A 13,970-nucleotide genomic window follows, 5' to 3' on the forward strand; every position below is an offset into this window, starting at 1 on the left:
TTTCTTAAACAGTTTTATCATAAACTATTATAGTAATTTATATTGCCAGGGACGCCAAGCTTTCCTATGCTTAATTTGGGAGTGTTTTCTTAGCTCAAGATCAGCTTAAGCGTCAAAAATTTCAAACCTCAGTACTGATTGGATTAATTTTTTAGGAGTTCTGCGATGCCAATTGCAGTTGGAATGATTGAAACAAAAGGTTTTCCGGCGGTAGTAGAAGCTGCTGATGCGATGGTGAAAGCCGCACGTGTAACCTTGGTAGGATATGAAAAAATCGGTAGCGCACGGGTAACAGTGATAGTCCGGGGAGACGTGTCTGAGGTACAAGCTTCAGTAGCGGCTGGGGTGGAAGCCGCCAGAAGAGTAAATGGCGGTGAAGTAGTATCCACTCACATCATTGCCCGTCCCCATGAGAACCTAGAATACGTCTTGCCGATTCGGTATACCGAAGCAGTAGAACAGTTCCGCACATAAAAACTGGTAAAACAAAGTAATTAAGGCTATTTGACGAATTGAGTACTTCTGTTGTCCAGATTGAGAAACTTGATTAAGGATTAGAAAGAATGTCCATCGCAGTGGGAATGGTAGAAACGCTAGGCTTTCCAGCGGTAGTGGAAGCAGCGGACGCAATGGTAAAAGCGGCTCGCGTCACTCTGGTAGGCTATGAAAAAATCGGTAGCGGTCGGGTGACAGTCATCGTTAGAGGCGACGTTTCCGAAGTCCAAGCTTCCGTAGCAGCGGGAGTAGAATCTGTCAAGCGAGTGAACGGTGGACAAGTCCTGTCTACCCACATCATCGCCCGTCCTCACGAAAACTTAGAATATGTCTTGCCAATTCGTTATACAGAAGACGTAGAGCAATTCCGGGAAAACGTGAACGCGATTCGTCCTTTTGGTAGAAGACCGTAATAGCTAATGCAAATTGCTAAAGTTCGTGGCACAGTAGTTAGCACGCAAAAAGAACCAAGTCTTCGAGGTGTCAAACTACTGATGTTGCAGTTAGTAGATGAAGCAGGAAACCTGCTGCCCAACTATGAAGTAGCGGCGGATACCGTGGGAGCAGGAGTAGATGAGTGGGTACTAGTCAGCAGAGGTAGTGCGGCTCGTCAAGTTCCTGGTAATGAACAGCGTCCATTGGATGCAGCAGTGGTGGCGATAATTGATACTATTCACGTAGAAGATCGTCTCATTTACAGCAAAAAAGACCAATACAGATAGTCAAGAGTCAAGAGTCAAGAGTCTGTTAATTATGGACGATTGACTATGGACTATTGACTATAGAAGCTTATTTTAGGAGGAATCTCACAATGGCAGTCAGCAGCACGGCGGCGCCCCCAACCCCGTGGTCGAGGAATTTAGCTGAGCCAAAAATCCATGAAAGCACATTTGTACATTCCTTTTCCAATATTATTGGAGACGTGCGGATAGGTGCAAATGTAATCGTTGCTCCGGGAACTTCGATTAGAGCGGATGAAGGCACACCTTTTTACATTGGTGAAAACACCAATATTCAAGATGGTGTAGTGATTCATGGGTTGGAACAAGGCCGAGTAATTGGTGATGACCAAAATCAATACTCGGTATGGATTGGCAAAAATGCTTCCATTACCCACATGGCGCTCATTCACGGACCGGCTTATGTTGGGGATAGTTCCTTCATTGGCTTTCGCTCCACAGTGTTTAATGCCAGGGTAGGAGCAGGTTGCATCGTCATGATGCACGCTTTGATTCAAGATGTAGAAATTCCCCCAGGTAAATATGTACCTTCGGGAGCGATAATTACTAGTCAGCAGCAAGCAGACCGCTTACCAGATGTCCAAGACCAGGATGAGCAATTCGCCCATCATGTAGTTGGAATAAATCAGGCACTGCGAGCTGGTTATCGCTGTGCAGCCGATAAGAAATGTATAGCACCCATTCGGGACGAGAACGCTAAATCTTATACAAGTAACGGAATTACTGTTTTAGAGTTAGAAAGGAGTAGTGAAGTGGCGAACAATGGTTTGGGTGCAGAAACAATCGAACAAGTGCGCTATTTATTAGAGCAAGGGTATAAGATTGGCACGGAACACGTAGACCAAAGAAGGTTCCGCACCGGTTCTTGGACTAGTTGCAAGCCAGTGGAAGCAAGAACATTAGGAGAAGCGATCGGCGCTTTAGAAGGTTGTCTAGCAGACCACAGCGGTGAATATGTCCGGCTGTTTGGGATTGACAGCGGTAGACGACGTGTCCTAGAAACCATCATCCAACGTCCAGATGGCACAGTAGCCACACCAGCCAGCTTTAGAGCGCCTGTAAATCAGTCTAACGGCAGCAGCTACAGCAGCAATGGTAATGGTAACGGTAATGGTAATGGCAAACTCAGTGCCGAAACTATCGAGCAAATCCGCCAACTATTGGCTGGTGGGTACAAAGTTGGCACAGAACACGTAGATGAGCGGCGATTCCGCACGGGTTCTTGGCAAAGTTGTGAGCCAATTAACGTAAATTCGACAAATGAAGTCATCGCCGCCTTAGAAGACTGTATAGTCAACCATCAAGGCGAATATGTGCGCTTAATTGGCATTGACCCCAAAGCCAAACGGCGAGTGTTAGAAAGCATAATTCAACGGCCTAATGGTCAAGTTAGCCCAGCTAGCAGCCAGAAGCAGTCATTTGCTAGTACAACTGCAGCCCCTACAACCGCAACTGCTACCAGTAACCGCCTGAGTGCTGAAGTAGTAGACCAACTACGACAACTCTTGACAGGTGGCTATAAAATTAGCGTAGAACACGTAGACCAAAGACGCTTCCGCACAGGTTCTTGGACTAGCGCAGGTCAAATTCAAGCCTCCTCAGAAAGAGAAGCGATCGCCGCCTTAGAAGCGCACATCGCCGAATATGAAGGGGAATATGTCCGGTTAATTGGTATCGAACCCAAAGCCAAGCGTCGGGTATTGGAAGCGATTATCCAACGGCCATAAAGAGTTATCGGTTACCTAACTCCTAACTCCTAACTCTCTAAGTTTTGTCCGGCTTCCGAGGTGATAATTTCCATGTCTGTGCCGCCACTGCGCCTCAGTAATAATTTTGAATCCTACATTAGTGGCGAGGTGAGTATTCATCCAAGTGCGGTACTCGCACCAGGGGTGATACTCCAAGCGGCTACAAACAGCAAGATCATCATCGGTCCTGGGGCCTGTATTGGTATGGGGTCGATTCTCCAAGTTTATGAAGGAACCCTAGAAGTAGAAGCCGGAGTGAACTTGGGAGCCGGTTTCCTGATGGTTGGCAATGGTAAAATTGGTTCAAATGCTTGTATTGGTTCTGCTACAACAGTTTTCTACTTTTCGGTGGCACCAGGACAAGTAGTTGCACCAGGTTCAATTTTGGGTGACACCAGTCGCCAGATTCGGCAAATTACAGAACCTGAACCTTCCATCACTCACTCAGATTCGACAATTACACAAGACCAGAAGGAAGAACCAGAAAATCAGACAAAGGAACAAAAGCTTTCAGGTGAGGAAAAACCGATTTCTTCAACTAAAACCTCGGCAGCCCCTGTTCTAGAGTTAGAATACCAGACTATTTCCTTCTCAAGTCCTGTTACCACTCCCAACAGCGAATCTCCTCCCGTCGAGGAAATCGCCGCAGCGCCTACAGAAATTAACGATGATTCTCAACGCAGCCCCCCTGCTACTGAATCTGTGAATACTTTTGGTACTCAAATTTACGGTCAAGGAAGCATACAAAGACTATTAATCACATTATTTCCACATCGGCAAACCTTGAGCGAACCAATCTCTGACAATCAGTCTGAGTAAGTGTTAATTGTAAGTTGTTAGTTTCGTGAGTATCCTGGAAAATTCACATGGAAACATTTCATCAACGGCCTATTAGCACAATCCAGGCATCCCAGCGTCGAGACAGCCTCAAAGATACTGCCTTGGGTTTAGTATCTACCAAAAGCTTTCCAGCGATTGTTGGCACGGCGGATATGATGCTCAAATCGGCAGGAGTTCATCTAATAGGCTATGAAAAAATTGGTAGTGGACACTGTACAGCCATTGTTCGGGGTGGTATCGCTGATGTCCGTCTTGCCGTAGAAGCTGGTGTCCAAACTGCTGAACAGTTTGGTCAGCTGGTTTCTAGCTTAGTGATTGCCAGGCCTTTTCCTAACTTAGATGTAGTGCTACCCATCACAAATCGTCTCAGTAAAATCATGGAAGAGGGCGGTTATAGCCGCCTGAGTAATCAAGCAGTTGGATTAGTAGAAACACGGGGCTTTCCGGCGATGGTAGGAGCATGTGATGCCATGCTCAAAGCTGCTGATGTTCATTTGGCAGCGTATGAAAAAATCGGTGCGGGTTTGTGTACAGCCATTATTCGTGGCTCCGTGGCAAATGTTGCGGTAGCAGTGGAAGCGGGTATGTACGAAGCAGAACGCATTGGAGAATTAAACGCTGTGATGGTGATTCCTCGTCCCTTAGATGAATTAGAGCAAACTTTGCCATTAGCAAGTTGCTGGATAGAAGAACGTCAACCCTTAAAGTTGCCCGTCAATATCAAGGAACAAGTTGCCGAATTAGAAGTACTTCAGTTGCCAGATTTAACCAAGTTACCCGTCAAAATTCCAGAAGAATGATGGAATGATGAATGGTGAATATGAATTAGGAATGATGAATTGTGGGCAATCCTCATTCAGCATTCAGCATTCAGCATTCATCTTAAACTGGAAGGCATCTTACGCTTTGCTTGTTGTTTTGATGATAACTTCTCATTACCATAAATAAAACATGTTTTTTTAATAGGGATGATAGATTATTGTCTATAATAAAACTCATAACTTTTCTATAACCAAAGCTATGACATATGCAAGTGTTCAGTGATACTAGATTTATATCTATGAATCCCCATTAAGAGGAGAATCACCCTTGAACCAAGCGACGCTACACCAGTTGAAGGTGTTCGAGGCTGCAGCTCGGCACAGTAGTTTTACGCGTGCGGCCGAGGAATTATTTCTCACCCAACCCACCGTTTCTATGCAGATTAAGCAACTGACAAAATCGGTAGGTTTACCATTGTTTGAACAAGTGGGTAAGCGCTTGTATCTAACTGAGGCGGGAAGAGAATTATTTGCCACTTGTCGGCAAATTTTTGAGAATATAGCTCAATTTGAAATGAAGGTGGCAGATTTAAAAGGGCTAAAACAGGGGAAATTACGTTTAGCCGTAATTACAACAGCAAAATATTTAGTACCTCGGTTGTTAGGGCCTTTTTGCCAACTTTATCCAGGAATTGATATCTCTCTACAAGTAACCAATCATGAAGGGATTTTAGAGAGGATGATGAATAATCTGGATGACTTGTATGTGATGAGCCAAGTTCCAGAAAATCTCGATGTCAATTGTCAACCATTTTTAGATAATCCTTTGGTAGTATTTGCACCAATTAATCATCCATTGACGAAAGAGCAAAACATCCCCATCCAACGCCTGGCCAATGAACCTTTTATTATGCGCGAACCTGGTTCAGGAACACGCCGCGCTGTCCAAAGTTTGTTAGAAAAACATGGAGTGGCTGTGAAAGTTAAGCTGGAATTGGGGAGTAACGAAGCAATTAAACAAGCGATTGCTGGTGGGTTAGGAATTTCGGTTTTATCTCGCCATACCTTAATCACAGAGACTTCAGATCTCAGCATTCTCGATGTTCAGCACTTTCCCATTAAACGCACTTGGTACATGGTTCACCCCTCTGGTAAACAGTTATCTATTGTTGCTCGTACCTATTACGAGTATCTGCTAGATGCAGCTAAGAAGTTTGTCGAGCAAAATACTGCTTTTGCTTGGGGGACCTTTGAGCAAGATCAAGGCTAGGGAGTGAGGAGTTAGGAGTGAGGAGTTAGGAGTGAAGAGTTAGGAGTTAGGAGTGAGGAGTTAAGAGTTAGGAGTGGATTATTTTTTATTTTTCTTTCAACTTGTTGATTGAAGTTGTTAATATCTTAATAATTCTTTCATTACTCATTACTCATTACTCATTACTCATTACTCATTATTCAGGAGTTAGGAGTTAGGAGTCAATACTGCGTAGGTTAAGCCCGAAACCTCGCCCTGCAATAAATTGATTGCTCATAGCTTTGTAGGGGATCTAGGACTAGATCCCCTACAAAGCTTACTAGGTAGGCTTTTAACCCATTGAAATGGGTTTAAGCTTGAAGCTAGAAATTTATTTCCCGGCTCAAAACCTACGCAGTATTGATTCCTAACTCAGCTGGCTTGACCAAGCCAATTTTAGATTTTAGATTTAATCCAAAATCCAAAATCGGTTGACGGTGAGGCCTTTCACGATTAACAATAAACCTGCAGCACCATTAACAATGGGGGAAAACTGGCAGTGGTTAATCCAGAAATAGCACCTTCACGGAAAATAGTAGAAAGTCAGATTGTCGCTGTTACCGTTTATAGTGACAAAGCTCTAGTTACACGCCGGGGTATCGTTACCTTAACAGGCGCGGAACGGGAATTAGTGATTACACCATTGCCGGTGACTCTGGAAACTGAGTCGGTTAGGGTTAGTGGTAAGGGTACTGTAGGGGTGCGCTTGCTAGGAGTCAGCAGCGATCGCCTTTACACTACTGAACCTGTGGCGGAACGAGTGGCGCAGTTGACAAGGCAAATTCAGCAGCTAGAAGCGGAAAAACGGCATCAACAAGCTCAAATAGATGCTTTTGCTTTGCAGTCTAGGTTTATCGACGGCTTGCGGGAAAAAACCGAAGAACCCTTTGCTCAGAGTCTATCGCGGAAAAATCTCAGCCTCAGCGAAACTTTGGATTTCCTCAACTTTTTGGGTAGTCAGTACAGCGAATACGCGATCGCCTCTGGAGAATGCAAAAGCCAACTACAGGAATTAGACAAGCAACTCCAAGCACTGCGTACCTCACTGCAAAAAATTCAAACACCCCATCCCAAAGAAAGCTTGCGCTTAATTATCCCCGTGGAAGTCGCGGGTGAAGGCGAGTTTCAGCTAGAGGTGTCTTACGTAGTCAACCGCGCTAGTTGGACGCCACTTTATGACTTACGTTTTACCACTAATAGTGATGTTGTGAATTTGAGTTATCTGGCAGAAGTAACCCAAAGCACAGGCGAAGATTGGCTTGATGTAGTCCTTACCCTTTCTACTGCTAAACCAGGGTTAGGTACAATTCCCCCTAAACTTCAATCTTGGTACATTAATATACCTCAGCCACGAGCAGAATACACGACACGAACCAGACAAGCGCCATCAGCACCACCGCTTATGGCGATGATGGCACCTCAGCCAGCACCAGCACCAGCAGCAGAAGCTGAGGAAGACAGTTTGATTGAGGCGGAAACTGTAATCGCCGAAGTATCTCAACAAGGAAGTGTAGTTACTTTTAAACTCAATGGCGGTGGTAACATTCCCAGTGACGGTACACCCCATAAAACAACAATTTTCAACGACGATTATCCAAGTTATTTTGATTATGTAGCAATGCCGCGCTTGGTAAGTTTTGCTTATCTACAAGCCAATGTGAAAAATAGTTCTAATGGTGCGACTTTGTTACCAGGAAAAGCGAATATTTTCCGCGACAATGTTTTTGTAGGGACAACAAAATTAGAGAATATTGCCCCAGGACAAGAATTCAAACTTAATTTAGGAATTGACGAAGGTTTAAAAATTGAGCGTGATTTAGTTGAGCGTCAAGTTGATAAAAAATTGATGAGCAATCAACGGCGAATTACTTATGGTTATCGGCTAATAATTACTAACTTGCTCAACCAAGAAACTAATTTGAGATTAACAGAACAATTACCAGTCAGCCGCAACGAGCAAATTAAAGTCCGGCTCACCCGCAGCAACCCACAAATTCAACTTGGTGAACTGGGGATTTTGGAATGGGTGTTAACGCTTCCACCTCAAGAAAAACGAGAGGTATATTATCAATTTACCGTTGAACATCCGCCAGACTTGACAGTTATTGGGTTAGATATTTAGGGCATTGCTGAATATTATATCTGAGCAATTAGAGAAATCTAATTGCAAAAGTACCCTAAAACTACAACCCCTCCCCGCAAGCTCTGAGGGGAGCGGTTGGAGGTAGGGTGTTTTTATTATGAATAATTAGGGCTTGCTGAAAAAGTCATAAAAAAGCAATTTCAAGGGTTGACCAGTTATTCAAGCATGAACAGAGATAGTTTTATATTATCTATAGCTAGCCAAGCACATCTTACAGCAGTTTTCAGGTCAATAGACCACGCGGTAGGGGTTTAGCAATGCTAAACCCCTACAAAGAATGTGGTTCAAATCGATGAAAATTGCTGTCAGTATGGGCGCAAGTCCTTGCGCCCCCACCTTACCCGCGAGGATGTACTTACACATTCTTTGAGCAAGAGTCATCCGTTTTGACTGCTACGCTAAACTTATAGCACTGAGACAATTGCTGCCATGTCTGTCGCCCAAGATTTACAAACCCCAGAAGATGTTATATTTCCTCCAGGGGATTTATATAGTGACGAACCGCCTTTGGAATCTGATTTGCATCGCCTACAAATGACCTTACTCATCCAATGCTTTGAGTGGTTATGGCGAAACCGTAATGATTTTTATGCTTCAGGAAATATTACAATCTATTACAGCCCACGTCAGCGCAAGTCAGAAGATTTTCGCGGGCCAGATTTTTTTGTCGTGCTGGGGACTCAACGCCAACCCCGTAAAAGTTGGGTTGTTTGGCAAGAAGATGGTAACTATCCCAACGTCATTGTAGAACTGTTATCAAATTCCACAGCCGCAACCGACAAAGGTTTGAAAAAGCAAATTTATCAAGACACCTTTCGCACTCCAGAATACTTCTGGTTTGACCCAAATAATTTAGAATTTGCAGGGTTTGTCTTGGTAGCTGGTAAATATCAACCATTGACACCCAATATTCAAGGCTGGCTCTGGAGTCAGCAGCTAGAGTTATACTTGGGGGTTTATCAACAAAAGTTACGGTTTTTTACGCCTCAAGGGGAATTGGTTCCGACACCAGAAGAAGTAGCGGAACAAGAAAAGCAACGTGCTGAACAAGAAAAGCAACGCGCTGAACAAGAAAAGGAGCGGGCTGAACACCAGAAACAACGCAGCGATCGCTTGGCAGCAAAACTGCAAGAATTAGGTATAGATCCAGATACTATCTAGTTAGTTGACACAAATCTTATTGATCTTCGGGAAACACCCATTTTGGCGGTTCCGTCATTTTTTTCCGCAGTCTTTCTTCTGCCAACTCCAGCATTTTATCTAAGGAAGTCTCTTCGAGAAATTTGGCTGTAGCTTGTCTAAACTCGATATTCGGGCATTTATCCCCTAAAACACAACCGTTCACGCAAGCTTCAGCGCAATTAATTTGTGGCTCCACAGTCAAATTCCCTCTCTCTAAAACTTAAAACAAAAAGCCTAAATAAATTTTACCTTGCCACTTGCTATCCTATTAATTTTCATGCCATAACCACAGATCATCGTAGGGGCGCAAGGCCTTGCGCCCCTACCCCTTGACCCTTGACCCTTCTGCTACGCTAACTATATGGAAACGTTTGCTGAAAAGGTCGCTGATGTCGGAAATTTTTGCCACTAGTGGAACCATTGCCGCGATCGCTACTGCTGTTGTGCCTCAACAAGGTAGTGTGGGGATTGTGCGCTTATCTGGTTCGCAAGCAATGGCGATCGCCCGCACTTTGTTTTATGCACCAGGGCGTCAAGTTTGGGAAACTCACCGGATTCTCTACGGTTACATCCGCCATCCCCAAACGCGAGAACTGGTAGATGAAGCTTTGTTGTTGATTATGAAGGCCCCCCGTTCTTACACCCGTGAAGATGTGGTGGAATTCCATTGTCACGGGGGAATTATCGCCGTGCAGCAGGTGCTACATCTGTGTTTGGAACATGGCGCTAGGCTCGCCCAACCCGGAGAATTTACCCTCCGCGCCTTTTTGAATGGGCGCGTGGATTTGACCCAAGCAGAAAGTATTGCCGATTTAGTGGGAGCGCAATCACCCCAAGCTGCCCAAACTGCCCTGGCTGGGTTACAAGGCAAATTAGCTCATCCCATCCGTCAGTTACGCGCCAACTGTTTGGATATCTTGGCAGAAATTGAAGCGCGGATAGATTTTGAGGAAGACTTACCCCCGCTGGACTATAAAACTATCATATCAGAAATTGAGAACATTGCCGCCGAAATTTCGCGATTATTAGCAACCAAAGACAAAGGCGAACTGCTGCGGACAGGATTAAAAGTAGCGATTGTGGGGCGTCCGAATGTTGGTAAATCCAGCTTGTTGAACGCTTGGAGCCAGAGCGATCGCGCCATTGTCACCGACTTACCCGGCACAACCCGCGATGTAGTCGAATCCCAGCTAGTTGTGGGGGGAATTCCGGTACAAGTGTTAGATACAGCTGGGATTCGGGAAACAGCCGACCAAGTAGAAAAAATTGGCGTCGAGCGATCGCGCCGAGCCGCCAGTGCAGCAGATTTAGTCCTATTGACTATCGACGCCTCAGCCGGTTGGACAGCAGGTGATGAAGAAATTTACGCACAAGTGCAAGACCGTCCGTTAATTTTGGTGATTAACAAAATTGATTTATTAGCAGAAAGTCTCAGAAATACATTGTTATTCCAAATTCCCACAGCCAAATCTAAAATTTTCACAGCAGCAGCCCAAAATCAAGGAATTGAAGCTTTAGAAACAGCAATTTTAGACATAGTAAAAACCAGTCAAATCCAAGCTGCTGATTTAGATTTAGCAATTAATCAAAGACAAGCTGCAGTATTAATCAAAGCGAAAATTTCCTTAGAACAACTACAACTAACAATTGCCCAGCAGCTACCTCTAGATTTTTGGACAATTGATTTACGAGATGCGATTCATGCTTTAGGAGAAGTTACCGGCGAAGAAGTGACAGAATCTGTCCTTGACCGGATTTTTAGTAGATTTTGTATTGGCAAATAAGTAGGTCGGCGCAAATAAACCGTACTGGCTTTGGTCGTCATTTGTCATTGGTCATTGGTAAGCATTTGATACCATTTCACCAAAACTCTGATACATATAGATTTCGCGTAAGGGCACGGCATTGCCGTGCCCCTACCAACGTATTTGTATCATACTTAAAGTGAAACGGTATGAGACATATTTATACCAATTCAAAAAATCTTTGCAACACATCGATAATCTGTAGGGGCGCAAGGCCTTGCGCCCCTACAAATGTGCAAATAATTTGGGATAATTTATTTTTTAGAAGTCCCTTACATTTCGTAATATAGTTTTGTTTTTTCGCGCCGACTTACTTCAGCAGAGAATTGAGACTCCACCTGCTAACTCAGTCCCAACTGCAGTTTTAACGCTTCTGGCACATTCTTTGCTGTATCCAGTCCTCGCACACCCTCCCATTTTGTATTTTCATCCCAGCGGATATCTCCCAAGACTTCATTGCTGAGGTATGCGTCGCCGAGGTATGCGCCGCTAAGGTTTGCGCTGCTGAGGTCTGCGCCCCTGAGGTTTGCGCCCCTGAGGTTTGCGCCCCTGATGTCTGCGCTGCTGAGGTTTGCGCCCCTGAGGTCTGCGCTGTTGAGGTTTGCGCGGCTGAGGATTGCGCCGCTGAGGTTTGCGCTGCTGAGGTCTGCGTCGCTGAGGTTTGCGCCCCTGAGGTTTGCGCCCCTGAGGTCTGCGCTGCTGAGGTTTGCGCCCCTGAGGTCTGCGCTGTTGAGGTTTGCGCGGCTGAGGTATGCGCTACTGAGGTCTGCGCGGCTGAGGTATGCGCTACTGAGGTCTGCGCCGCTGAGGTTTGCGCCGCTGAGGTTTGCGCCGCTGAGGTTTGCGCGGCTCAGAAATCGCCCAACTACACTATTAAAATTACCCAACTTAATACCATCACTATAATTAATGATGCGAAGCAGTTGGGTTGTCAAAGGATATTTTTCTGGTTTATCAGATGGATAAAAAATGATTTGTTGCGTGAGGTCATCTCGCCCTTGAGCATAGCGGTGCAACTCCAACAGCAAAATCATTACATTCAACCCAGCATATATATCAACCTGACGCTGACCAAGCCCTATAATTTTATACTTTTGCAACTGTCGCAGCTTTTTTTGGGGTAAAGTCTCTTCTGCAGAGTCAATAAATTTTCCCTGACACCAGCGACGATAAAACTTTTCTAAACGTTTAAATAACATCTCCCAAGGGAAATTAGGAATTTCCGTGAGTAAACCCGGTTCTTGCGTACTTAACGTGCTAAATTTTTAATTACAGTCGATAACTTTGTTTTAAAATCAAGGCTTACAGGCGCTTATAGCCAAAATTTTAATCATCAGACCTAAAAGGCAGTAAATAATGGCTGTCATCTTATCCCAGCAAGGAGTTCAAGCTTATTTTTCAACATATTTAGCACGCTAAGTACGCAAGAACCAGCTTTCCCAGACTTGTTTGCGTGGCTTATTCATACAGCTATACTCAATGGTTTTCGGTTAAAATACGTATAAACGCTATATGTAACGTTTGTACAAGTTTTTATATGTCTTAATTATTTTATAGCAGTTTTCACGTATTGGAACCACTGATAATTCGGCGTGATTTTGCGCGATGCTTGCTCTGGGCTACGCCATCGCCTCACAATAGGATTGCATCGCCTCGCAATACGATTGCATCGCCTCACAATACGATTGTATTGCCTCACAATACGATTGCGTCGCCTCACAATACGATTGCGTCGCCTCACAATACGATTGCATCGCCTCACAATACGATTGCGTCGCCTCACAAACAATTTTTCAAAACTACAGAACTTACGCATTGTTTTGTTCTCATAGTTTGTTTATTTGACTCAAGAATATTCTGATTTCAGTAAATTAAATAATCAACCATATCAGTCTAAAATAATAATAATTAATCGCCTACTTATCTTCTAAATAAATACTTTTTATAGTAAAATAAAAACATGGATGTAGGATAAAATAATATATGACAGAGGAAAAAAAGAGAGCAGATAACGATAGTCCTTGGAAAGAAGTTTTAGAAGCTTATTTTCCTCAAGCAATGCAGTTCTTTTTCCCTCAAATAGCTGCATTGATTGACTGGAATCACCCTCACCTATTTTTAGATAAAGAATTTCAAGCGATTGCTTATGATGCCGTTAAAGGCAGATTGTATGCAGATAAGCTAGTCAGTGCAAGGCTTCTTCAAGGAAAAGAACTGTGGTTATTAATCCACATAGAAGTTCAAGCAGAATCAGAAGATATCTTTCCAGAAAGGATGTTTTTGTACAATATACGGATTTTCGATTATTATGGTAAACCTGCCACTAGCCTAGCTATTTTGTGTGATTCAAACAGCGATTGGCGTCCGAATCAGTATAGTTTTGAGTCTCCAGGTACAAAACATAATTTTGAATTTAGTACAGTTAAACTTTTGGATTACCAAAACCGATGGTCAGAGTTAGAAGCGAGTGACAATCCTTTTGCAATGGTTGTGATGGCGCACTTAAAGACTCAAGAAACTAGGAATCAAGCAAGGGAACGTAAAAATTGGAAATTCCGCCTAGTTCGCCGACTTTATGAACTAGGTTGGCAAGAAACAGATGTTCGCAGTTTGTACCGATTTATAGATTGGGTTATGCTATTACCAAAACAGTTGGACACGGAATTTTGGCAAGAGCTAAAAGAATTTGAACAGGAGCGAAATATGACTTACGTTACCACAGGTGAACGCATTGGCTACGAGCGAGGAATAGAGGAAGGTGAGCAGAAAGGTGAACAGAAAGGTGAACAGAGGCTTATTCTAAAGCAATTGCAAAGACGGTTCGGGGAGTTACCATCTGAGGCGATCGCTTCTATTCAATCTCTGGATGTTATTCAATTAGAAGAATTAGCTGAAGCTCTACTAGATTTCACGGAAATTGACGATCTGGTTCGCTGGTTTACGGTGTGATTGCACATGGTATTTGTAA

The 13,970-nt window shown here is 43.9% G+C and carries 13 protein-coding genes; 11 read left to right on the forward strand and 2 right to left on the reverse strand.

Annotated features, from left to right (window positions below; genetic code table 11):
• Positions 1-165: 165 nt before the first annotated feature.
• The 9 genes from HEQ19_24670 (at position 166) to HEQ19_24710 (ending at position 9,176) form a co-directional block, all read left to right on the forward strand.
• A complete protein-coding gene (locus HEQ19_24670; GenBank protein WYM02212.1) occupies positions 166-474 on the forward strand; it encodes a BMC domain-containing protein in 309 nt (102 codons plus the stop codon).
• Positions 475-563: 89 nt separating this feature from the next.
• Complete coding sequence (locus HEQ19_24675; protein ID WYM02213.1) at positions 564-908, forward strand: BMC domain-containing protein; 345 nt, start codon at positions 564-566, stop codon at positions 906-908.
• A gap of 6 nt (positions 909-914) precedes the next feature.
• A complete protein-coding gene (locus HEQ19_24680) occupies positions 915-1,217 on the forward strand; it encodes a EutN/CcmL family microcompartment protein (GenBank protein ID WYM02214.1) in 303 nt (100 codons plus the stop codon).
• 89 nt (positions 1,218-1,306) lie between these two features.
• A complete protein-coding gene (locus HEQ19_24685; protein WYM02215.1) occupies positions 1,307-2,962 on the forward strand; it encodes a ribulose bisphosphate carboxylase small subunit in 1,656 nt (551 codons plus the stop codon).
• Positions 2,963-3,034: 72 nt separating this feature from the next.
• Positions 3,035-3,802: a transferase gene (locus HEQ19_24690; protein WYM02216.1), complete on the forward strand. Its 768-nt coding sequence runs from the start codon at positions 3,035-3,037 to the stop codon at positions 3,800-3,802.
• 47 nt (positions 3,803-3,849) lie between these two features.
• On the forward strand, positions 3,850-4,623 hold the full coding sequence (locus HEQ19_24695; GenBank protein WYM02217.1) for a BMC domain-containing protein: 774 nt from the start codon (positions 3,850-3,852) through the stop codon (positions 4,621-4,623).
• A gap of 289 nt (positions 4,624-4,912) precedes the next feature.
• Positions 4,913-5,854, forward strand: a complete 942-nt coding sequence (locus HEQ19_24700; GenBank protein WYM02218.1) for a LysR substrate-binding domain-containing protein — start codon at positions 4,913-4,915, stop codon at positions 5,852-5,854.
• 517 nt (positions 5,855-6,371) lie between these two features.
• A complete protein-coding gene (locus tag HEQ19_24705; protein WYM02219.1) occupies positions 6,372-7,994 on the forward strand; it encodes a mucoidy inhibitor MuiA family protein in 1,623 nt (540 codons plus the stop codon).
• Between the two features lie 450 nt (positions 7,995-8,444).
• On the forward strand, positions 8,445-9,176 hold the full coding sequence (locus HEQ19_24710) for a Uma2 family endonuclease (GenBank protein ID WYM02220.1): 732 nt from the start codon (positions 8,445-8,447) through the stop codon (positions 9,174-9,176).
• 16 nt (positions 9,177-9,192) lie between these two features.
• On the opposite strand, the gene HEQ19_24715 is transcribed toward HEQ19_24710, so the two are convergent.
• Positions 9,193-9,393: a hypothetical protein gene (locus HEQ19_24715; protein WYM02221.1), complete on the reverse strand. Its 201-nt coding sequence runs from the start codon at positions 9,391-9,393 to the stop codon at positions 9,193-9,195.
• A gap of 193 nt (positions 9,394-9,586) precedes the next feature.
• Here HEQ19_24715 and mnmE point away from each other — a divergent pair, with 193 nt between their 5' ends.
• Positions 9,587-10,981, forward strand: coding sequence for a tRNA uridine-5-carboxymethylaminomethyl(34) synthesis GTPase MnmE (gene mnmE, locus HEQ19_24720; protein ID WYM02222.1), 1,395 nt, complete (start codon positions 9,587-9,589; stop codon positions 10,979-10,981).
• A 362-nt stretch (positions 10,982-11,343) separates the two neighbouring features.
• Here mnmE and HEQ19_24725 read toward each other — a convergent pair whose 3' ends face one another.
• Positions 11,344-12,201 (reverse strand): pentapeptide repeat-containing protein, encoded by an 858-nt coding sequence (locus tag HEQ19_24725; protein WYM02223.1) that lies wholly within the window; start codon positions 12,199-12,201, stop codon positions 11,344-11,346.
• 784 nt (positions 12,202-12,985) lie between these two features.
• Between HEQ19_24725 and HEQ19_24730 the strand changes: the two genes are divergently transcribed.
• Positions 12,986-13,951 (forward strand): DUF4351 domain-containing protein, encoded by a 966-nt coding sequence (locus HEQ19_24730; GenBank protein ID WYM02224.1) that lies wholly within the window; start codon positions 12,986-12,988, stop codon positions 13,949-13,951.
• Positions 13,952-13,970: the final 19 nt, after the last annotated feature.

Origin of the sequence: Gloeotrichia echinulata CP02 (genome assembly GCA_038087035.1) — a bacterium.
GTDB classification, from domain to species: domain Bacteria; phylum Cyanobacteriota; class Cyanobacteriia; order Cyanobacteriales; family Nostocaceae; genus Gloeotrichia; species Gloeotrichia echinulata.

Excerpts from the sequence above, each read along its gene's own strand:
- HEQ19_24670 (WYM02212.1), top strand. The coding sequence starts at position 166 with ATGCCAATTGCAGTTGGAATGATTGAAACAAAAGGTTTTCCGGCGGTA.
- HEQ19_24675 (WYM02213.1), top strand. The coding sequence starts at position 564 with ATGTCCATCGCAGTGGGAATGGTAGAAACGCTAGGCTTTCCAGCGGTA.
- HEQ19_24680 (WYM02214.1), top strand. The coding sequence starts at position 915 with ATGCAAATTGCTAAAGTTCGTGGCACAGTAGTTAGCACGCAAAAAGAA.
- HEQ19_24685 (WYM02215.1), top strand. The coding sequence starts at position 1,307 with ATGGCAGTCAGCAGCACGGCGGCGCCCCCAACCCCGTGGTCGAGGAAT.
- HEQ19_24690 (WYM02216.1), top strand. The coding sequence starts at position 3,035 with ATGTCTGTGCCGCCACTGCGCCTCAGTAATAATTTTGAATCCTACATT.
- HEQ19_24695 (WYM02217.1), top strand. The coding sequence starts at position 3,850 with ATGGAAACATTTCATCAACGGCCTATTAGCACAATCCAGGCATCCCAG.
- HEQ19_24710 (WYM02220.1), top strand. The coding sequence starts at position 8,445 with ATGTCTGTCGCCCAAGATTTACAAACCCCAGAAGATGTTATATTTCCT.
- mnmE (WYM02222.1), top strand. The coding sequence starts at position 9,587 with ATGTCGGAAATTTTTGCCACTAGTGGAACCATTGCCGCGATCGCTACT.
- HEQ19_24725 (WYM02223.1), bottom strand. The coding sequence starts at position 12,201 with ATGTTATTTAAACGTTTAGAAAAGTTTTATCGTCGCTGGTGTCAGGGA.
- HEQ19_24730 (WYM02224.1), top strand. The coding sequence starts at position 12,986 with ATGACAGAGGAAAAAAAGAGAGCAGATAACGATAGTCCTTGGAAAGAA.